The organism is Trinickia sp. (assembly GCF_051953405.1).
In the GTDB taxonomy this organism is placed as follows: domain Bacteria; phylum Pseudomonadota; class Gammaproteobacteria; order Burkholderiales; family Burkholderiaceae; genus Trinickia.
In genome coordinates this window covers 43,801-64,687 of record NZ_JBQCIV010000091.1, presented here as the reverse complement: position 1 = coordinate 64,687, position 20,887 = coordinate 43,801, and the positions used below count along the sequence as shown (strand labels likewise).

The 20,887-nt window shown below is 63.5% G+C and carries 16 protein-coding genes; 5 read left to right on the top strand and 11 right to left on the bottom strand.

Going from position 1 to position 20,887, the window contains the following annotated elements; translation table 11 throughout:
* Positions 1-13: 13 nt before the first annotated feature.
* Together ACTHN9_RS16455 and ACTHN9_RS16450 are read right to left on the bottom strand one after the other, a co-directional pair.
* Entirely contained in the window at positions 14-1,744 is a 1,731-nt protein-coding gene (locus ACTHN9_RS16455; protein WP_440537842.1) for a S8 family serine peptidase, read from the bottom strand.
* 132 nt (positions 1,745-1,876) lie between these two features.
* Positions 1,877-3,139: an MFS transporter gene (locus tag ACTHN9_RS16450; protein ID WP_440537841.1), complete on the bottom strand. Its 1,263-nt coding sequence runs from the start codon at positions 3,137-3,139 to the stop codon at positions 1,877-1,879.
* 371 nt (positions 3,140-3,510) lie between these two features.
* Here ACTHN9_RS16450 and ACTHN9_RS16445 point away from each other — a divergent pair, with 371 nt between their 5' ends.
* Positions 3,511-5,187, top strand: coding sequence for a methyl-accepting chemotaxis protein (locus tag ACTHN9_RS16445; protein ID WP_440537840.1), 1,677 nt, complete (start codon positions 3,511-3,513; stop codon positions 5,185-5,187).
* 122 nt (positions 5,188-5,309) lie between these two features.
* Here ACTHN9_RS16445 and ACTHN9_RS16440 read toward each other — a convergent pair whose 3' ends face one another.
* Genes ACTHN9_RS16440 through ACTHN9_RS16425 form a run of 4 tightly spaced genes read right to left on the bottom strand, consistent with a single transcriptional unit; the run spans position 5,310 to position 10,223 of the window.
* The gene (locus tag ACTHN9_RS16440) at positions 5,310-6,185 is read right to left on the bottom strand and encodes an efflux RND transporter periplasmic adaptor subunit (RefSeq protein ID WP_440537839.1); all 876 of its coding nucleotides are present in this window, start codon (positions 6,183-6,185) and stop codon (positions 5,310-5,312) included.
* A gap of 39 nt (positions 6,186-6,224) precedes the next feature.
* A complete protein-coding gene (locus ACTHN9_RS16435; protein ID WP_440537838.1) occupies positions 6,225-6,425 on the bottom strand; it encodes a DUF1656 domain-containing protein in 201 nt (66 codons plus the stop codon).
* 2 nt (positions 6,426-6,427) lie between these two features.
* Positions 6,428-8,593: an FUSC family protein gene (locus ACTHN9_RS16430; RefSeq protein WP_440537837.1), complete on the bottom strand. Its 2,166-nt coding sequence runs from the start codon at positions 8,591-8,593 to the stop codon at positions 6,428-6,430.
* Positions 8,594-8,603: 10 nt separating this feature from the next.
* Positions 8,604-10,223, bottom strand: coding sequence for an efflux transporter outer membrane subunit (locus ACTHN9_RS16425; protein WP_440537836.1), 1,620 nt, complete (start codon positions 10,221-10,223; stop codon positions 8,604-8,606).
* Between the two features lie 180 nt (positions 10,224-10,403).
* Here ACTHN9_RS16425 and ACTHN9_RS16420 point away from each other — a divergent pair, with 180 nt between their 5' ends.
* On the top strand, positions 10,404-11,342 hold the full coding sequence (locus ACTHN9_RS16420) for a LysR family transcriptional regulator (protein WP_440537835.1): 939 nt from the start codon (positions 10,404-10,406) through the stop codon (positions 11,340-11,342).
* Between the two features lie 85 nt (positions 11,343-11,427).
* Here the strand turns inward: ACTHN9_RS16420 and ACTHN9_RS16415 are convergent, their stop codons facing one another.
* Both ACTHN9_RS16415 and ACTHN9_RS16410 read right to left on the bottom strand, forming a co-directional pair.
* A complete protein-coding gene (locus ACTHN9_RS16415) occupies positions 11,428-11,601 on the bottom strand; it encodes a hypothetical protein (protein ID WP_440537834.1) in 174 nt (57 codons plus the stop codon).
* Between the two features lie 69 nt (positions 11,602-11,670).
* Complete coding sequence (locus ACTHN9_RS16410; protein WP_440537833.1) at positions 11,671-12,012, bottom strand: DUF2288 domain-containing protein; 342 nt, start codon at positions 12,010-12,012, stop codon at positions 11,671-11,673.
* 69 nt (positions 12,013-12,081) lie between these two features.
* Here ACTHN9_RS16410 and ACTHN9_RS16405 point away from each other — a divergent pair, with 69 nt between their 5' ends.
* Positions 12,082-12,612 (top strand): cytochrome b, encoded by a 531-nt coding sequence (locus tag ACTHN9_RS16405; protein ID WP_440537832.1) that lies wholly within the window; start codon positions 12,082-12,084, stop codon positions 12,610-12,612.
* A 75-nt stretch (positions 12,613-12,687) separates the two neighbouring features.
* Here the strand turns inward: ACTHN9_RS16405 and ACTHN9_RS16400 are convergent, their stop codons facing one another.
* The 3 genes from ACTHN9_RS16400 to ACTHN9_RS16390 form a co-directional block, all read right to left on the bottom strand.
* Positions 12,688-14,316 carry an acyl-CoA synthetase gene (locus ACTHN9_RS16400; RefSeq protein ID WP_440537831.1) on the bottom strand — a complete coding sequence of 543 codons (1,629 nt, stop codon included), beginning with the start codon at positions 14,314-14,316 and terminating at the stop codon, positions 12,688-12,690.
* 419 nt (positions 14,317-14,735) lie between these two features.
* The gene (locus tag ACTHN9_RS16395) at positions 14,736-15,443 is read right to left on the bottom strand and encodes a peptidoglycan DD-metalloendopeptidase family protein (protein WP_440537830.1); all 708 of its coding nucleotides are present in this window, start codon (positions 15,441-15,443) and stop codon (positions 14,736-14,738) included.
* 144 nt (positions 15,444-15,587) lie between these two features.
* A complete protein-coding gene (locus ACTHN9_RS16390; RefSeq protein ID WP_440537829.1) occupies positions 15,588-16,496 on the bottom strand; it encodes an aldose epimerase family protein in 909 nt (302 codons plus the stop codon).
* A gap of 1,026 nt (positions 16,497-17,522) precedes the next feature.
* Between ACTHN9_RS16390 and ACTHN9_RS16385 the strand changes: the two genes are divergently transcribed.
* Positions 17,523-20,141, top strand: coding sequence for a glycoside hydrolase family 19 protein (locus tag ACTHN9_RS16385; protein ID WP_440537828.1), 2,619 nt, complete (start codon positions 17,523-17,525; stop codon positions 20,139-20,141).
* Between the two features lie 44 nt (positions 20,142-20,185).
* Positions 20,186-20,623 (top strand): hypothetical protein, encoded by a 438-nt coding sequence (locus ACTHN9_RS16380; RefSeq protein ID WP_440537827.1) that lies wholly within the window; start codon positions 20,186-20,188, stop codon positions 20,621-20,623.
* Positions 20,624-20,887 lie beyond the last annotated feature (264 nt).

Sequence of the window (20,887 nt, the reverse complement as noted above, 5' to 3'; positions counted from 1 at the left end):
GTTCTCTCGGTATCTAGGTAATCTGCAGGATCGCCTTGCGCAACCGCGCCGGCACGCCGGATCCGAGCGCATCCTCGATGCGCAGGGTCCAGATGCCGCTCGCGGGCTCGCCCAGTGCGGCGACAGCGTGCGTACGGTAGCGATGGCCCATGCTTGCCGTGCTGCATGCATCGGCCGTTTCGCCGCGAGCTTCGAACGATGAGGCGCAGGGCGCATAGTCGCGGCTCAACACGATTTCCGTGCCGCTCGGGGATTCGAGCGTGATACGCAGCGCGCGGAAGTTCGGGTGTTCGAGCGTGAGGTCGACTTCGAGAAACTCGACGGTTCGGCTGCCGCAGTCCATGAACAGCCATTGCTCGGCGGTCCCGCCGGCGGTGGCGACGCTTGCCTGCGCGCTGTCCGAGCGATCGAAGGTACTGCACGATTGCTCCCAAAACGTCGGCGACGAGCCGCCTACGGACATGAATCGCTGTGCGTAGGAAACGGCGGCATTCGCATCCACGAGGCCGAAACCGTAGCGGGTACTGTAGCGATAGGGGAGGCCGGTGTGGGGATTGAACCCGCCTGTCTCGATCCATTCGGCGGCCGGATCGTGTTCCATCGAAGGCAAGATGCGCGCGGTTCGCGCCAGGATCAGGCGCACGTCGCGCCAGGTGAGCTTGGGGTTGGCCTGCAACATAAGCGCGACGACGCCGGAAACGGCCGGTGCCGCGGCCGAGGTGCCGCCGAAATCGTGGCGATAACGGCCGAATGCGTCGGTGGTGGTAATGCCGGGTTGCGGCAATCTGCCGTCGACCCCAGGCACATCGTTGCTCGGCGCGCAAACGAGCAGGTTGGATCCGCCCGCCGAATAGACCGAGGCAACACCGGCTGCATTGACGGCGCAGACGATCAACGTTTGCTTCGTCCGGTAACCGTAGTAGTTGCTGCCCGTGTAGTGCGGCGTGCTCTTGCCCGACAAAGCGAACTCGACATGGTCGCGGTCGCTGTTGCCGGCAGCGAAGACATAAACGATACCTTTGCCCGAGCGACCTTGGTCGACGCCCTGACGGAGCACTTCCGCCATCATCCTGTCCACGGGGGTGGGCATGCCTGTGCTCTCCGGCCCCCAGCTGTTGTTCGAGATGGCGACGCTGCCATCGCGAATGCCGCGGGCGAGGGCGTCGACGGTATCGGACTGGTACTGCGTGCCGAAAATGTTGAAGCCGGCTAAGCGCGCGCCGGGCGCGACCCCCACGCCGCCCACCTGGTTGCGTGCCGCCGCGATGATCCCGGCCACCGAGGTGCCGTGAGATGAACGCGCTTCGGCTGGGGTCGGGTCGCCGTCGCCGGTTCGGTAGTTGACGCTGAGCCCGGGGGCGATGTTGGCGCGCAAATCTTCGTGCGCGATTTCGATGCCGTTGTCGAGCACGCCGACAGTGACGCCTTTGCCGTCGATGCCGCGCCGCCACACGGGTTCGACGTTCAGATCGACGCCGCGCAGCGCGCGCAGCCGGCTACTGGGATCGCCGATTTGCCCGGTGTTTTTCAGATGCCACTGAAAGGGTTGGAGCGGATCTGTGCGCTCGGCGGCCGCGGCGACGGGCGACGGAGCGCTCGCCTGCGTGCCGCTTCCGTCCGCGCCGCTCCCGCCTCCGCAAGCGGCCAGGCCGGTGGCCAAAGCGGCTAACCAAACGGCGAACGAAGCGGCGGCACATGGTTTCGCTGCGGCGCGAAGGCTAGCGCAGCGCCCGAAAACGATCATCGACGACTCCTTTGCGAGGGCGAGGTGAACTCGGATGACCGCAAAGTAATCGCTTTGGACCCCGGCTCGTCGAGCCGGCGGATGTTTCAGGACGAAATGAACCCCGCGCGAGCGCGGGGCCATCGACGACGGTCAGGCGCGCGCTAGCCGTTTTTGCTCGAGGTTCGGCAGGAACACCGTGAGCACGCCGATCAGCGGCAGGAACGAGCAAACCTTGTAGACGAAGCCGATGCTCGTCGCGTCGGCCAAATCTCCCAGCACGGCCGCGCCGACACCGCCGAGGCCGAAGGCGAAGCCGAAGAACAGGCCCGCGACCATGCCGACGTTGCCGGGAATGAGTTCCTGCGCATAGACGATGATGGCCGAGAACGCGGACGCCAGCACGACGCCGATGACGACCGTCAGCACGCTTGTCCAGAGCAGATTGGCGTAGGGCAGCATCAGCGTGAACGGCGCGACGCCGAGGATCGACACCCAGATCACGTACTTGCGGCCGATCCGGTCGCCGATCGGGCCGCCGATAATCGTGCCCGCGGCCACGGCGGCCAGGAACACGAACAGATGAATCTGCGCGGCCTGCACCGAGAGGTGGAATTTGTCGATCAGATAGAACGTGAAGTAGCTGTTCAGGCTCGCGAGGTAAAAGTATTTCGAGAAGACGAGCAGCACCAGCACGCCCACGGCGAGCGCGACACGCGACTTCGACAGGCTGGGATGCCGCGCGCGCGTGCCGGCTTTTTTCTTGGTCGCGGGGTGACGGCTGTACCAGCGGCCGATATTGGCCAGCACGACGATCGCGACGAGCGCGGCCGCCGAGAACCAGGCGATGCTGCGCTGACCGTGCGGGATGACGATCAGCGCGGCCAGCAGCGGCCCGAGCGAGGAGCCCGCGTTGCCGCCCACTTGGAACACCGACTGCGCAAGCCCGTAGCGCCCACCCGAGGCCATGCGCGCGACCCGCGACGATTCCGGGTGAAAGACCGACGAGCCGCAGCCGACGAGCGCGGCAGCGATCAGCAAAACGCCGAAGTTCGGGGCCATCGACATCAAGACGAGGCCGGCCAGCGTGAAGCCCATCCCGACGGGCAGCGAATACGGCTGCGGCCGTTTGTCGGTATACAGGCCGACGAGCGGTTGCAGCAACGAGGCCGTGATTTGGTAGGTCAGCGTAATCAGGCCGATCTGTGCGAACGACAGCGAAAAATTGTCTTTCAGCATCGGGTAGATGGCGAGGATCAGCGACTGGATCATGTCGTTGAGCAGGTGCGAGAAGCTGATCGCGCCGAGCACCGTGTAGGCGGTGCCGGAGGCGCCGCCCGCTGCCGTTTGGGCGGGCGCCGGTATCTTCGCTGCCGGATCCCCGGCAAGGGTATTTTTCTGAATACTCGTTTGCATCGTGGGCACTTGGGAGAAAGAAAAAACAAGGCGCGGCAAGGAAAAGCCGCGCGCGCCGCTTCGGTTCGTCAGTCTTCGTACCGGTTCGAGTGTAATTTGTCTTGAATGGACAAGCCGGACAAATTTTGTTGTGAAAGAGACAGATGGGACACGACCTGCCGATCGGGCGGTTTTTATCGCAGTGTCTTTTTGTCCGGTTATAAAGCCATCGTCGGACCGCCGCCGGCGCGCCATGAGCCGCCGATACCGGGTTTACATAGGTGCTCGCGCACTAAAGAAGTGCACGTGAAATGCCGTTGACCCGAGAAGGTCATTCCAGAATTGCGTCGCCCTACCCACGGCGACGAGCGATAGAAAAGAAGGGAGTTCATATGAAGGCAGTTTCGCTGGGTAGGCGGTCGGGGGCAGGCTTCGTTCCGGACAGCGCGGGGGCCGGCGGTCAGTCGAAAAAGCGTGCCGCGAGCTCGAGGCTGAGCGGGTTGTCGGTCAAGGCCTCGCTGCGCCTGGCGTTCGCCGTCGTGCTCGTGGGCACGTTCGCGATCGGGGTGTTTTCGCTGGCGCAAATCGAGCGCCTGAACGGTTCGACGAAGTCGATCTATGAACAGGGCCACGTCGCGAGCCGCGCGGCCGAGGAAGTGCGCGCGAACGTGCTGCGCGCAAGCCGTGCGCAGAAGATGCTGCTGACCGCGACGACGGCCAAGGAACGCGACGAACTCGGCGAGGATATCGAGAAAGGGCTGAGCGCCATCAACGGCGAGCAGAAAACGCTGCAGCAGTACACCGACGTTTCCGACGCCGAAGGCATTGCCCAGCAAAAGAAATTCGAAGCGGCCGTGAACGCCTGGGCCGGCCACTTGCGCACGTTCGTGACGCTCGTGAAGGCGCAGTCGCTCGATTTGTCGCAAATGAACTGGCAGGTCGGCATGCAGGACGTTTCGCTGCTCGTCGAAACGGGCAAGCTGGAAAAGCTCGTGGACGAACTGGTGGAGCGCCGCGGCACCGCGGCCAAGGCCACGATCGACACCTCGGCGTTCATCTTCAAGTCGTCCTTCGTCATGATCGCGGCCATGACGATCGGGCTGATCGTGTTGGCGTTCGTCGTCAGCGAGTGGGTCGTGCGCCGCCTCACCCGCCAGCTCGGCGGCGAACCGGGCTACGCGAAGGAGATCGCGAGCCATATCGCGGCGGGCGACCTGTCGAACCATATCCGGCTCGGCAAGAAGGACAACTCGAGCGTGCTGTACGCATTGACGGAAATGCAAACGGGGCTGGCCGCGACCGTCGGCGAAATCGCCGCGAGCGCCGAGGCGATCTCCTCGGCGGCCAGCGAAATCTCGATGGGCAACCTCGATTTGTCGCAACGCACCGAGCAGCAGGCCGTCTCGCTCGAGCGGACCGCAACGAGCATGGAAGAACTCACCTCGACCGTGAAGCAAAACGCCGACAATGCCAAGCAAGCGAGCACGCTGGCCAACAACGCGTCGGAGATCGCCTCGACCTGCGGCGATGTCGTGTCGCGCGTCGTCACGACGATGGGCGAAATCAACGATAGCGCGAAGAGCATCGGCGACATCATCGGCGTCATCGACGGTATCGCGTTCCAGACGAACATCTTGGCGCTGAACGCGGCCGTGGAAGCGGCGCGGGCCGGCGAGCAGGGCCGCGGCTTCGCGGTCGTGGCCGGCGAAGTGCGTTCGCTCGCGCAGCGCAGCGCGGCAGCGGCCAAGGAGATCAAGACGCTCATCAACACGTCGCTGGAACGCGTCGCGAACGGCTCCAGCCTCGCCACCGACGCGGGGCAGACGATGGACGAGGTGGTCAAGGCGGTGAAGCGCGTGACCGACATCATGGGCGAAATCTCGGCCGCTTCGTCCGAGCAAAGCGCCGGTATCGAGGAAGTGAATCGCGCCGTCACCCAGATGGACGCCGGCACGCAGCAAAACGCCGCGCTCGTCGAAGAGGCGACCGCCGCCGCGCGTTCGCTCGACGACCAAGCGCAGGCGCTCAAACGCCTCGTCGGTCAGTTCAAGCTGCACGCCGGACGTTGATCGAACGCCCCGTCGCTTTGGCGGTCCACCCGCTCGGCCGACGGCGCCGTCAAAGGCCGCGGGCCGCTCCTATCGAGCGGCCCGCGGCCCTTTAGCGCTTTTAGCGCCTGTCTCGCTCGCGCTTAGTGCGCCGGGGAGGCCGAGGGCGATATCACCACCGTGCAAGTCGTCCCCGCCGAAAGAATGAGCCCGTCGGGGATGCGGTCGATGCGAATGCGCACCGGCACGCGCTGCGCGAGCCGTACCCAATTGAAGGTCGGGTTGACGTCGGCCACGAGGTCGCGGCTTTGCGGGTTGTCGCGGTCGTAGATCCCGCGCGAGATGCTTTCGACGTGGCCTTGCAAGACGCCGCCGCTCATCAGGCGGATTTCCGCCCGATCGCCGAGCTTCACGCGCGGCAGTTTCGTTTCCTCGAAATAGCCGTAGACCCAAAACGAATGGCTGTCGACGATGGCGAGCTTGGGGGTACCGGCGGTCGCATAGTCGCCTTGGAACACCGATAGATTCGTGACGTAACCGTCCACGGGCGAGACGACCGTCGTGCGGGAAAGATTGAGCTTGGCGGCGTCGAGCGCTGCCAGGGCCTGTTGATATTGCGCTTGCGCGCTGGCCGCGGCACTCGAGGCGTTTTCCCGGTTTTCCTTCGATACGACGAGGCTGTCCATGTCGGCGCGCCGTGCGGCGTCGGCGCGACGCATTTGCCATTCGGCGCGGCGTGCGGCCACCGCCGCTTCGGCCTGCTCCACGGCCACTTGGTAGTGCGCCGGATCGATTTTCATCAGGACTTGGCCTTTCTTGACGAACATGTTGTCGGCCACCGGCAGCGCGACAACAGCGCCCGAGACGTCGGGCGCCACGCCGACGATTTGCGCGCGCACGCGCCCGTCGCGCGTCCATGGCTCGTCCATGTAGTGGACCCAAAGACGATGGCCGATAACCAGCGCGAGCACGAGCAGCAGCGCGGTGGCGATGAATCCGATCAGTTGTCGAAGCGTCATGATTGAAGTCTAAAAAAAGGACGATCAGCGAATGGACGATCAGCGATAAACGGCGAGGCCGAGCACGCCGCAGATACAAACGAGCAGGCTCGCGCGAAAGAGCGCGGGGTGCCAGACCCAGCGATAAAGCCCGACCTGGGCCAGCAGGCGATCCACGAGCCAGGTCAACGCCGCCCCGCCGATGCAAAGCGGGACGAGTGCGGGAATGAACGCGCCGAGAATGGCGATCTCGCGATGCATGGTCAGCTCCTTCGGGCCGTCGCTGCGCCCGCATAGCGCGCCAGCGGCGATTGAGGGTCGATGAGCGCCGTGCGCACGAAGTGCAGGTAGCTCAGGATGCGTTGCAAGCGGTGACGGTCTTCGCGCGGCGGCGCGAATGCCGCGAGTGCCTGCTGGGTCGCAGCGATCGCATCGAAGTTCGCTGCCAGCGCGGCATCCAGGCGCGAGTCGCTTGGGCGCGCGAAGAGGGCGGTCAGCGCCTTGCCCGCGGACGAAATGCTGCGCCGCCAGGGCATCGTGGACGCATATCGTGCGTCGCCCGGCAGGGTGCTCAGCTCGCGACGCAGATCGATCACGGCATGCCCGACTTCCAACACCGCCAGGAGCCAAGCGAGCGCGTCGCGCTGTTCGCTCGGTTCGTGTTCCATCAGGGCATGCGCTTGAAAGGCGAGATCGCGCGCCCGGCTTTCGAAGCGGGAGCGCACGCGCTCGAGCGGCGCTTTGCAGGCCAGCACGACTTGGCGCCGCAGGTCGGCGAGCAGATGGCCGCGCAGCCAAGGCGTCGAAGGCGGCAGCAGAACGGCGAAGGCGACGGCGCTCACGACCATCGACAGCGCGAGCGCGAGCGCGTCGTTCGCATAGCCGGCCGGATCGTAGAGAACGAGGTTGTCTGGGCCGGCCAGCACGCAAAAAAAGATGCAGTAACCGGCGCCGTACCCCGCAAGCTTGGGCCGCGTCGTCATCGAGATACCGAGCGCGAGGGCCGGGGTGAGCGCCAGGCACAGCAGCGGGAAACCGTCGATGCGGGGGTAGACGCCGAACACGACCAGGAAGCCCACGAGCGCGGCGAGCACCATGCCGCCGGCCATCTGAAAGGCCATGCGAGTGGGGTGCGGCGAGGACGACGCGAGCGCGCACACCGCGGCCGCGTTGAGCACGAGCATCGAACCGTTCGGCCAGGACGACGCGATCCAAAACGCGCTCAGGGCGGCCATCACGATCGCGCCGCGTATTCCGGCCACGAGCGTGAGCATGGCGTTCGTCTTCGGTTCGTAGCGTTCGGGCGACCGTTCGCGCGGGTGTGTCGTGGTGGCGAGCGACGCGTAGGTCAGCACGTAGGCGTGCATATCGGCGACGAAGCGATAGAGCAGCTCGGACGCCGTGTCGAAGTCGAGCAGGTCGAAGCCCGGCTGCTCGGCGAGCCGCGCGCGTGCCTCGTGCACGCGCCGCGGCAAGGCGGCCTTGAACGCTTCGAGTTTGCTTGCGGAGCCGGCGGCATCGCGCGCCGTCAGGACAGGCTCGCCGGGCGAGTGCAGCAACGGCGCCAATTCCTTGAAATACGGCTCCAGCGCGTCCACGGTCTGTGTCGTGCCGGCCGCGCGCAAGCGGTTCATCAGTTGATGCAAGGCATGAAAGCGCGTGGAGGCGGTCATGAACTCGCTGTTCAAGCGAGCGAGGCGTCCGCCGCGGCCGCGCGTCTCCGGGCCTTCGAAGACCGCAACGCTGCGCATTGCCTCGAAGCCGACGATTTCCGCGAGAAAGCGCGCGTTCTGACGTTCGATCTGCTCGCGATCGACCTGTCCCGCGAGCGCGGCCGCGACGTATTCGACGAATGCCGAAAAGCGCGCGCGGACCGTCGAACGCATTTGCGTGCTGGCATGCTGCGGCAACACCAGCGCGCCGACGAACCCCGCGCACAGGACGCCGAGCGTGACCTCCGCCGCGCGGGTGAGCGCCGAAAGAAAGGCGCCGTCCGGGTGCTGGGCGGCGGGAATGCCGATCAGCGCGGCCGTGTACCCCGCCAGCAAAAAGCCATACGAGCGAAAGTTGCGGTTGCGCGCCGCGCCGGCGGTACATATGCCGGTCCACAGCGCCAGCGCGCCGAGAAACAGTTCTCGTTGCGGCGCGAATACGGCGATCAACACGAGCGTCGCGACCAGGCCCACGAGGGTGCCGCCGATCCGGTAAAAGCTCTTCGCGAGGATGGCGCCGCTTTGCGGCTGCATCACGATGAAGACGGTCGTCATCGCCGTGCGCGGTTGCGGCAGGTCGAGCCGCATGGCGATCCAGAGCGCGAGAAATGCCGCGGCGAGCGCCTTGAACACGTAGATCCAGGTGAGCCCGTCCGTACGAGCCCAGTCGGACAAGGCGGCGGGCAGCGCGGGCAATGAACGTCGGGTATCGGCCATGGCGCTCGTCCTAACGCGATTCGCCGCGAATGTCGCCGGTGCGTTGGCGCGTGCGGTCGGCGATATCGCCGGCAACCTCGGGCGAGGGCGCCGCGGTGGCGCTTGCGGGCGCGAGCGAGCGCGCGATGCCGCTGCCGAACGCACGGTGCGGCGTGGGTTGCATCGTGTCGGCGGCCGGCCCGTCGGCGGGCACCGCGAGCCCGCCGCCCAGCGCGCCCATCAGCGAGGCATAGGCCGCCAGCCGCGCCGCCCGCACCTGGGCGACGCCCTGACGCGCCGCCAGCCACTGCGTTTCGCTAACGATTACGTTGACGTAATCGTTCAAGCCGCGCTGATAGCCGACTTGGGCGAGCCGATAGCTGCGCTCGGCCGCGCTCGCCGAGCGCTCGGCGTCGTCTTGCTGGGTTGCGAGCGAATGCAATTGGACGATCTCGTCGGCGATCTGCTTGAGCGCCGCGACGACGGTCGCATTGTAATGATCGACGGCCTCGTCGTAGCCTGCCGCCGCCGCGCCCAGCCGGCCGCGCAGCGCGCCGCCATCGAAGATCGGTAGCGAAAGGGCCGGACCCGCGGTCCAGGCGCCGTTGCCGGCGTGCAGAAATTGAAACAGAGCCCCGCCGACTGCGAACCCGCCCAGCGATGCCATCAAATCGATATTGGGGTAGAACGCGGCATGCGCGACGTCGATACCGCGCGCGGCACCCGCGACGGCCCAGCGCGCAGCGACGACGTCCGGCCGATGCCCGATGAGTTCCGCCGGCAGGACGGAGGGCAGGGCGACGGGCGCATCGAGCACGAGCGCCGGCCGGGTGAGCGCCGCGCCGGCGCCGGGGCCCTGGCCCGTCAGCGCGGCGAGCTGATTGCGGTCCAGCTCGATCGCTTCGCGCACGGCTTCGATCTGGCGTTCGTACTCGGGCAGCGGCGCGTCGGCCTGGCTCACTTCGAGTTGCGTGCCGATACCGCCGGCCAAACGGCGCCGCGCGAGTGCCGACAGCTGTTGCTGGCGCGCCAGTGTATCGGTGGCGATGTCGAGCAGCGCAAACTGCTTGGAAAAATCGACGTAGGCACGGACGAGATTGACTTCGAGTTCGAGCCGGGCCGCACGCTCGTCAGCCGCGCGTTCGTGCACCGTATCGAGCGTGCGCTCGTGCGCGCGTTCGTCGCCACCCCACAGATCCAGGTGGTACGACAATCCAAGGGTGCCGGTGTTGTTCCAGGTCGTTTGGTCCGCGAGCGTGCCGGGGCCGTAATAGCGGGGATTGTTGGCCCAGTGGTGGCGCGCGATGGACAGATCGCCCGTCACGTGCGGCTCGAGGGCGGCCGCCGCCACGCCGGCAAGCGAGTTCGCTTCACGCACGCGTGCGTCGGCGGCCGCGAGGCTCGGATTGCCCGCGATGGCCGCGCCCACGAGCGAATCGAGCTGCGTATCGCCATATCGGCGCCACCAATCGGAATCCGGCCACTGTGCACTGCGATCGGCCGCGCGTACCGCGGCGCCGACGTCGAGCGAGGACGGATCGAGCGCGCTTTGCTGCGGCGCAATGCCGTGCGTGCTCGCGCAGCCAGCCATTGTCGCCAACAGTGCAAAAAAACCGCCAGCCACAAGCACTCTGTCGATCGGCACTCGCACGATTCTCTCCCTTCGGCGACGTTATTGAACGGAATCGATTATATTTTTGGGGGGATTATCGAATAAGCCGCAAGGATGCAATGCATTCTTACCTCTTTTGAGATAATCGACATTGCTGGATGTGCAACAATCGCAACAATCGCGGTGCGAAATGGCCGGAACAGGACGAAAGGGTGGAGTATGGATACGCTTCAAAACATGCGCGTGTTCGCACGCGTGGTCGAGTCGGGCAGCTTCACGGCGGCGGCGCAGCATCTGAACACAACAACCGCCTACGCTTCGCGCGCCGTCTCCGACCTCGAAGCGCATTTGCACACGCGTCTGTTGAACCGCACGACGCGGCGCATCGCGCTGACCGAGGCGGGCGAGCGGTATTTGCAGCGCTGTCAGCAAATCCTTGCGTACGTCGAGCAAGCCGAGGCCGAGGCGAGCGACGCTCATGCCCGGCCGTCGGGCAAGCTTCGGCTGCACACGATGGGCAGCTTCGGTGCGCGCTACATCGTGCCGGCGGTGGGACGCTACCAGCAGCGCTATCCCGACGTCTCGGTCGACATGACGATGGCCCAGAGATTTCCGGACCTGCTCGACGAAGGCTACGACGTTTCGGTCGTGGTGGGCCATAACCTGCCGGATTCGGGGTTGATTTCGCAGCGACTCGGCAGCGTGTTCAGCATCGCCTGCGCCGCGCCGTCATACCTCGAGCGCCGAGGCGTGCCGCGCACGCCGGCCGATCTCGTCAATCATGCTTGCTTGCGTATCGTGACGCCTACCTCGGTCTTCGATAAGTGGAATTTCGATGGTCCGAACGGGACGGAGTCCTATACGGTTTCGGCGCCGGCCTTTCAGGTGAACAGCGCCGATTCCATGGCCGTTGCCGTTCGCGAAGGGATGGGGATTGCCGTTTTGCCGACCTACTCGGCGATGCGCTGGCTCGAAAGCGGGGAATTGGTCTGGGTATTGCCCGAATACACGTTGATGCCGTTGAACATCTTCGCGCTCTATCCGTCGCGGCAATACCTCGATGCCAAGATCCGCACGTGGGTCGATTTTCTGCATGACGAATTGCCCGCGACGCTGGCGTTGGAGATGGCGACATTGCGCAAATTCGCGCATACGTAACCCCCGCGTGCGTGCGCGGGGGCATTCGCACGGTGTCCGCCGGCGTGTCGGTATCATGCCGGCGCGATGTGGAGCGCGGCGCGCGTCAGTGCTTCGGACGGTGCCAGCCCAGCATGTGATGCTCGGCGAGCCAGTGGTGGATCATGCCTTCGCCGTTGTGCTCGCGTTTGTACGAGCGCGATTCGAAGACCGTGAGCGCAAGCAGCACGAGCAGCCCGACGCCCAGTCCTACCAGGCCGGCGATCGATTCAGCATCCATGGCAGCCTCCTTTCGCGATGATGGGGTCGCGTAGCTACATACTAGGACACGCCGCGCGAAATGCGTGCATCAGCCGCGCTCTTGCACGCACACCCACGGCGAGACGACGACCGCCCACAATTGGGGATCGCGTGCCGCGTAATCGGCGGCCGTTTCCGCTTGCATGCGCTGAACGAGCCCGGATGCCAGCCACTGCGTGATTTGCGTGGTATCGTCCTCGGCGATGGCCGCGGCCACCGTGACGAGGTCGAGATCGCGTGCGACGCACAGCAGCATGCCGCGCGCAAAAAAGCGTTCGAGTTCGGGCCACGCGATTTTCGCCGTTTCGGCTAGCAACTTGAGGTAAAGCGGGCTGTGGCCGGCACTATGGGCGGCATCGGCGGCTTGGTCGGGGCGCTCGGGGGAAGTCATGGCGGTGGCAGGGTACGTGCTCGAGGGTCGTCACTATAATCCATCTCTTCGTCCCTCCACGAGGTCATCATGTTTGGTGCGCCCGCCGCTTCGAGATACGACCCGTTCGCCCGCCTGCTGCATTGGCTCGTCGTTTTGCTGCTCATCGCGCAGTACATCGTCGCATGGACGATGCCGGGCATCCACCGCGGCACGAAGCCGGTGGGACTCATCGTCGTGCATCTCGATCTGGGCGCCTTCATCATTGCCGTCATGATCGTGCGCGTCCTGTGGCGCATCGTGCGCAAGGAGCCGGGGCCCGCCGAAGGGACGCCGCTCACGCGCGGCATCGCCTATCTGACGCATGGCTTGCTGTATTTGCTGCTGATCGTTCAGCCCGTGCTGGGGTGGGTCAATGCGTCTTCCCGCGGATGGCAGGTGACGCTCTTCGGTGCGAACTTGCCGTCCCTCGCGCCGACGGGCTCGGCGCTCGGCCACGCGCTCGGCGATGCCCATCGTCTGCTCGCGTGGGTCATGCTCGTGCTGATCGGCTTGCACGTGGCGGCTGCGCTCTATCACCACTTCCTGCTGCGCGACGGCGTTTTGCGCCGGATGGCGTAGCGCGCAAACGCGCGACGCCATTCGACTTTCGGTGCCGGCGGTTTGCGGTCGGTTGCGGGCGCTTGGCGTGGGCCGTCAGCCGAGCGCGCGCAACTCCCGGCGCACGATTTTGCCCGTGGCCGTCATCGGCAACTGATCGACGAAGGCGACCGCGCGCGGATACTCGTGGGCGGCCAGGCGCGTGCGCACGTGGTCTTGAATGTCGCGCACGAGCGCGTCGCTCGGCTCGAATCCCGCGTTTAGCACGATGAACGCCTTGACGATTTCGGTGCGGGTCGCGTCCGGTACGCCCACCACGGCCGCCATGCGTACGGCCGGATGGCCGAGCAGACAATCCTCGATCGGCCCGGGGCCGATGCGGTAGCCCGCGCTGGTGATGACGTCGTCGTTGCGCCCGACGAAGCGGATGAAACCGTCGGTGTCCATGACGCCGATATCGCCCGTGACCAGGTAGGCGCCGGCGAACTTTTCGCGCGTGGCCTCGGGGTTGCGCCAATAGTCGAGGAACATGACCGGATCGGGCGCGTGGATGCCGATATTGCCTTCGGTACCGGCGGGCAGGACGTTGCCCGCCTCGTCGACGATTTCGACGCGATGCCCCGGCACGGCCTTGCCGATCGAACCGATGCGCGGCTCGAACAGCGTGCTGCACGAGCTGACGACGACATTGCATTCGGTTTGGCCGTAGAACTCGTTGAGGGTGACGCCGAGCGCCGCGCGGCCCCACTCGATCAGTTCCTCGCCTAGGGATTCGCCGCCGCTCGAGACGGCGACGAGCGATAGCGCGTAGCGTTCTTGCGGCTTCTCGACAGTGCGCAGCATCTTGAGCGCCGTCGGCGGCAGAAAGGCGTGCGTGACCTGGTGGCGTGCCATCAGATCGAATGCCGCTTCGGCATCGAACTTCTCGAAGCGGCGCGCTAGTACGGGAATGCCGTGGTGCCAAGACGGCAGAAGCACGTCGAGCAAACCGCCGATCCATGCCCAGTCCGCGGGTGTCCACATGAGCCGCGCGTGTTCGGGAAAGAACGCTTGCGGCATCTCGACGCCCGGCAAGTGTCCGAGCAGCACCCGATGCGCGTGGAGCGCCCCTTTCGGTTTGCCGGTGGTGCCCGACGTATAGATGATGATGGCCGGATCGTCGGCGTTCGTGTCCACCGGTTCGAACACGCGCGGTTCGTGCTCGAGCGACGACCAGAACGGCAGGACGCGGGCCGCTTGCAGGACCTCATCGTCTCCGTCGATGCAATAGATCGTCTTCAGCTCGGGCAGCGAATCGCGGATCTGCTCGATCTTGTGCAAGCCGGCCGTATCGGTAACGAGTGCGACGGCGCCGCTGTTGGACAGGCGGTACTGCAACGCTTCGACGCCGAACAGCGCGAACAAGGGCACGGCGATGGCACCTAGCTTGTACGCGGCGAGATGGGCGAGCGCGGTTTCCGGGGCTTGCGGCAGGAAGATGCCGACGCGCTCGCCGCGCACTACGCCGTGGCGCGCGAAGCTATGCGCCAGTTGATTGGACAGATCTTTGAGTTCGTCGAAGCCGTAGTGCACTACGCTGCCGTCGCGCCGTTCGTAGACAAGTGCGAGGCGGTTCGTGCCGTCGGCCCACTTGTCGCAAGCGTCGACGCCGATGTTGTAGCGCTGCGGGATGCGCCACTCGAAGCCGGCGCGCAGCGTTTCGTAACTGGTGGTTCGGGTAAGCATGTCGCGTCTCCTTCAATCCTCTTATCTTCGGTTCTTCGGTCGGCTTGCCAATTAGCCGATAAAAAAACTCCAAAAATACAGAACAATTGCCGGCCAGCGATTATGTCAGTCCAATGCGAATCAATGGCGCGACTATCTGCAATTCGAGTCGTCGCCGGTCCCGCCGGCCTCCGCCATGGTTCTAGGCCGCTACCGCGGGTTTTCGCCGGCGCGATGAACGTGCAATTTCCCGATCGCTTCGCATTTCTATGACATTATCTCGGCACTATGTGCCAACTACCGCGTTTTCCTCAATAAACCGATTGTGAATGTATTGCGGAATCGTTAAATTTGTAATCGGCGCATGGCGAACCGGTCCTTTGCCTCACTGCGCCGAACCCCCGTTGGCCCGGCTCGTCCGGGCCTTTTTTTCTTCGACACTAACGCGAGGGCAGGTAGCGCGTCGGGTCGATCGATGTTCCCCCATAGCGCAACTCGAAGTGCAGCGCGACGCGATCGTTGTCCGTATCGCCCATCTCCGCGATCTTCTGGCCTTGCGTCACCCGATCGTTTTCCTTCACGAGCAGCGTTCGATTATGCGCGTAGGCCGTGAGGAAGTCGGCGTCGTGCTTGACGATCAGCAAGTTGCCGTAGCCGCGCAAGCCGTTGCCCGCATAGACGACGATACCCGGCGCGGCGGCGACGATCGGCGTGCCTGCCGTGTTCGCGATGTCGATCCCTTTGAAGTTGACCCCGTCGAAGCCATGTACGACCGTGCCGGTGGTGGGCCAGATCAGCGAAATGCCGCGCGCCGGCGGCGCGGCATCGGGCGCCGCACGCGATGCCGCGGCGCTGCCCGCGGACGGTGCAGCGGTGCTCGGGCTCGTGCGGACGGCAGAGCCGGCGGTGCCCGCTTTGCCCGGTGGGACGACGCGCAGGACTTGGCCGACTTCGATCGAATCGGGATTCGCTAGGCCGTTCCAGCGGACGATGCTTTGAACCGACTCATGGTGACTGCGCGCGATCTTCGTGAGGGTGTCGCCGCGCTCGACCCGATAGTACCCGGGGGCGACCGGCGCCGACCCGCATGCGGCCAGCGCCGCCGCCAGCGGCACATAGACGAGCCGCATCATCGTTTTCCGCAACATTGAACCTCGCTTGACCCTTCGACGTACGCCGCTGCGCCGATGTTGCGGCGCGGCGGACAAAACGTCCGATTGTAACGGGGTTAGGGGGAACGAATGCGCGTGAAAGCGATAATTCGGACACGTGGCCGTCCGGTCGAAAACCGTTCAGGCTAGGTCGGACACGCGGATGCGCAGCGATGCCGTTTCGGTACGGCCCGGCTCGAGCCAGCGCAGCCCGAGGCCGTTATGGATCGCATCGGGCAATCCCAGCCACGGTTCGACGCAATAGAAGTCGGAGGTGTCGGCCTCGGTCCAGGTCGTCACCGCGTACCAGGGTACCGAACCCGGGCGGTCGAGTTCGATCTCGATGCGTCGTGCGAGGGGCGGGCAGTCGAGGCGCACGGGCAGGGGCGGCACGCCTTGCAGACAATGGAAGCGGTCGACGATTTGCGCGTTGTCGAGGGTGTAGCTGGCAGCGCCCGGCTCCGGGTTGCCGATCGATCCGTCTTCGAGTTGGCGGCGGCGTGCCGTCGGCGGCAACGCGAGCGTCGTTTCCGCACGCAACGTGTGCGGCAAGGCGAAGTAGAAATGGTGGCCGGCGTAGTAGGGCAGCGGGGTATCGCCGCGATTCGACGTGCTCAGCGCGACTTCGAGCACGTGCGTGTCCACTAGCCGATACGCTGCCTCGAAGCGGAACGCGAACGGATACTGGACGCGCGTGGCGTCGGTATCGGCGAGCGTCATGCGTATGCCGCGACCGTCGGCGTCGACCGCGTGCGAGAACGGCAGATCGCGTGCGAAGCCGTGCATCGGCAGCGTGCGGACGACGCCTTGCCCGTCGCGCCACTCGCCGATGCGACCGTCGACGCGGTGTCGGCCGAGGAACGGGAACAGCAGCGGATTGCCGCCGCGTACGCGCGCCACGTTCGTCCAGTCGGCTCGCTCCGGCCAGTGGATGATGGCGGCATCGCCGATGTGCCAACTGAGCAGCCGTCCGCCCGATTGCGGGGCCAACTGGAGGCGCGAGGGCCCGTGCGCGATGTCGACTAAGGCCTGGTTTGGAGAAGCGGTCATGGTGGGCTGGGTTCGATGAGGGAGTTCGAAGGGATAGCGCTCGATGCCGGAATCGCCGGCGGCTTAACGGCGCGGCGACATGCGATTGTGCCTCGGCTTGGGCTTGGGAAAAACCCTGCTGGGGAAATTGCGGCTTCCGGCGGGGCGAGGTCGGGGTCATAATGGCGTCGCGTGCGGATATTTTGTCTTTTTGCGCCGTAGCGCGGCTGGGCATTTGCCGGCTGTCGCCGCTTTGGCGCGCTCCATCCGCTGAAGCCTCAATCGCTAACCGTTCCGGAGCCAGCATGGATCTCGCTATGGCAATGGGCCTTTCGCTGTTCGGCATCTTCGCGGGCAGCACGGTCTTTTTCTTCTACCGCCTTCCGCGCTGAGCGCGCGCCGCAGCTTGCCTGCCGATCGCGCTGCGATTGGCGGGTTCCACCGGTTCGCCTGGCGATGAGCGATCGACCGTGCTCGATCGCCGACGCGCGTGGACGGTGCCTTCTGCGCACAGCCTGTTCTCCTGAAGTCCCCCTTCCTGTTGCGACTCCCTGCGCTTCTTATTCGACGTTTTTGAAGCGATCATTGCAACGTCGATTCGCTCGGATTTGCCGCGATTTGCCGATTCGATACATTTCTTATGCATGCCGGCGCGTAAGTTATTTGAGATACGCAGGTCGGAGGTGCATCCGGTTTGCGTTCGACGAATGCGGCTAGGTGATCCGTCGGCTCGCTCGATGCTGTCTCGAAAGCCGGGATCGTTGGGGTGTGCGTGGAAAAACGTACGAAAAAACAATGGCTTGCATGGATTTTAGCTGGCATTCGCAGAGGCTGATGACGACGGACTTTTCTCGAAAATCGGCCGCAGTCTACGTTGAATACGTTTTCATCGATTTAATAAATCGTCATGGATTTGACGTTAACACGGCGACGCTGTGAAATGCGCGGTCTTTAATCGAAAACTGCGTACCGGCTGTCATTCGCGGCGCCACATTGTGCGATGCGACGGGTGCGACGCACTTCGAATTTTCTGAGCGAGCCAATCCTATGACGACGAGCGTCGGACCGAAGCATCCATCACGCCCGCAGCCACCGCGGCCGGACAAGACGCGCCTAAAGCGGTTGTCGTTCGCCTTTCCTTTCCTGCGCAACGGCCGAGGGAAGGCGGGAGGATCCTCGCGCTTCACCGACGAGCATGAGATTTATCGGTTGCTGGCCACGCGCGAGCCGTCGGGTTCGTACCTCGTCAGCAAAAAGGGCATGTGGCACGGAGGCGTCCATGTCACCGAGAACGGGGCCGGGCAATCGTTCGATCTCGACGCGGGCGTGCGATGCATTGCCGACGGGCACGTCATTGCCTATCGGATCAATCGTACCTACCCGGAGAGTGCGGGGACCGACGCAAACGGTCGGCCGATCGGGGTGCCGTACAGCACCGGTTTCGCGTTGGTGCGTCACACGATGTCGTTCCCGAGCGATGCGGCGTTGACGTTCTACAGCCTGTACATGCACCTGATGTCCTACGAGGATTATGCGAACTTCGCGAAACGCCAGAAGCCGGCGTACTGGCCGGTGCAATGGAGGGTGACGAAATGGGCGAATGACCGGCCTAGGGCCGGAAGGACGGGGCAGTCCGCAGACCCTGCGCAGGCAGGGTTAGGGATACGCAAGAGCCCTCGAAGTGGATTGCCAATAGGCATTGTTCCCCAGGGGGCAAGTGTCAGCATCGGCAAACAGGAAAATGGCTGGGGGCAAATAACGAACTTCCATGGGCCGTCGTTGCATCCGCCGGTTGCCGGAGGATTCGTCTCGCCGTCCGAGGCGATCGGTGGCTGGATCTCCATGGGAGAAGACAACGGGGGACCGCTCGTGGAGGCGTTCATGCCGGAGTCGGCGTTTGAATGCGTAACGATTGCAGCAGCTTTTGCGGGTGACCCGGGCGCGCCGGATGCCGCGGGCATTCCGATCAAGGCGGGCGACTTGGTCGGTCACCTCGGCCGATACGACTCGCAGGATCGGCCGACAGCGGGCACCCGCATGGTCCACCTGGAGGTGTTTTGCGACGACAGCATCAAATCGTTCATCGAACGCGGGCGGAGCTGGGTAGATGAGCACGGCGCGCGAAAAGAAGACTGGGCGGCATTGGGACTGCCATCCGATCCGACTATTTTGCGGGTCGAGCCGGGCACGGTGCTGTATCAACGGACGCCGAACGATCGGTTTGTCGCGGGTGCGGAACCCTACCTGGCCAAGGCGGACGTGGTTCAAACGTACTCGTTCGCGGAACTCGAGCGCGACAACGAGAAGAAGTTCACCGAACAGGACGAGTGTCGGCTCTGCAAGCTGAAGGTGAATTGGTGGCATGTCGAAAGCGCGAACGCGTTGGGGCAGCCGATCGAAGGCTGGGTGCGCGAATTCAATCACCCTGGCGGGCGCGTCACACGCGAGTTCGCGCAGGAATGGATCGATTTCAACTGTATCGAAGGTACGCACGACCCGGTCCACACCATCTGCGCCGCCGCGAGCGCTTGGATTGACTACGCGAGCAGCGCCAATGTTGAGACACCTGGATCGAGGTCGAAGCTCTCGCCGCTGATGTTGGCGGTTTATGACACGCTGTTCGCTAGGGGCGACGGCAGGCAGGCTGCCGATGCGTTGTGCACGTTATCGAAGGTGGAGGGCGAAGGTTATCCGTGGCACATGCGGGCCGCGTCGCGGCTGATCGTCAAGCATGAAAGCGAATGGGCGAATCCGTTGAAATGGAAACAACTAACTACGGAACTCGAGAGCAAGACGGGGCGGAAGCCGAAGCACGAGGAGGAGCACAAAAGGATCGACAAGCTCACGTGGTGGGATGAAGTGCGTGCGGGAGTGGGCGGTTTCCCGCCACCGTATGTTTTTCACGTGAATCCGGTCGCGCTGGTCGGAAATTTTTTTGGCAGGGAGTTCGAATTTACGCCGCAGATGATGAGGCGTTTATTTCCAGGTGCGAGTGTTGAAATTATCCAGGAATTGGTAAACGAATTTAACGCGCACATCGAAATATACAACTTGGATTCCCCTCTTCGTCGGGCGCATTTCTTCGCGCAAGTAATGCAAGAGGCGGGTGCATCTTTGGTGCTCGAAGAAGTTTTTGTTTGGAGGGCGGATGCGCTGATTGCGAATTTTATGTATTTCAAAAGAAACCCTCAAAAAGCCGTCGAGCATGGTTACGAAAAAACTAAGGGGATCAAGTCGAACGGGGCACGAATGACGCAGGATGACTTCGAGGCTATCGCGAACGGCGCCTATGGCGGACGCGCAGATTTGGGTAACGGGGACTATGACAGTGGGGATGGATGGCGCTACCGAGGACGAGGAATGAAGCAACTCACGGGGCGCGCCAATTATAAGGGGTTCACGAATTGGAATAGAAAATATCAAGGCGAGTGGCCGGAGGATGTTGTGGACTTTGAGAAAGATCCAGATCTGCTGCTGCAACCAAAGTATGCGGCAAGATCGGCTGCATATTTTTGGGTAACGAATCGTCTCGCGGAAATCGCTGACCGAGGAAGGGCCTCCGAACACGTAGATGATATCACTGCTGTCGTCAATTTCAATACTGATAGTTATGAGGCTCGCGTTTCAAATTTCGATTTGATTGACGATTGGGGAGGTTTCAATTGATGCGCGCCTTATCGTCGATGTTGTGTTTGTCGATTCTTGTTGTGATGACCGCATCTGCACGCGCGCAAGAGGCGACGCTGTGTCGGGCGCACGAAGAGGTGTATTTTAGTTGCCCGGTCGGTCAAAAGATAATATCGCTGTGTGCTTCGGGGAATGTATCTCCGAAGAATGGATATATAAAATATCGTTTCGGAGCACCGGATCGTCTCGAGTTTGAATATCCTGCAGGATCCATCTCGCCGGATGGTGTATTTTCTATTAGTGATATATATGGAGGAAATCTCAATTTTGTACATGTAAAATTCAAATCTGGGGATTATGATTATGTTGTGTATCAAGGGTTTCCTAGTGGGGTTTACGTCAGAAAACGAGGTGGTTTGATCTCAAATTTTATTTGTGATGAGGGTTCATATCGTCAGCTAAGTCAAAGGGTATTTCGTGGCATTCGAACGGTTCCCCCCGTTGCTGGGGTCGACGATTGACGTTCGTTTGGGCTTTTTTGGCGTTGACGTCGAGGGAAACGTCTTCCGCCGTGATGGGTGTGCATCCGATTGGTTCGGGGTGGGTTGCCACTGGTTGAGCCATGGACGACGAGTGGTTCATAGATTTGCCTACAGGTCGAGGAGCGACATTTAGGGCGCTCTGAATTCGCCTTTTGCATCCCTCGTAGGCGATGGGCCGCGCGTCGTCTTGACCTACGTCAAACCGACGCAGCACCCTTTTCCGTATCGTAGTCCGGTTCGTCG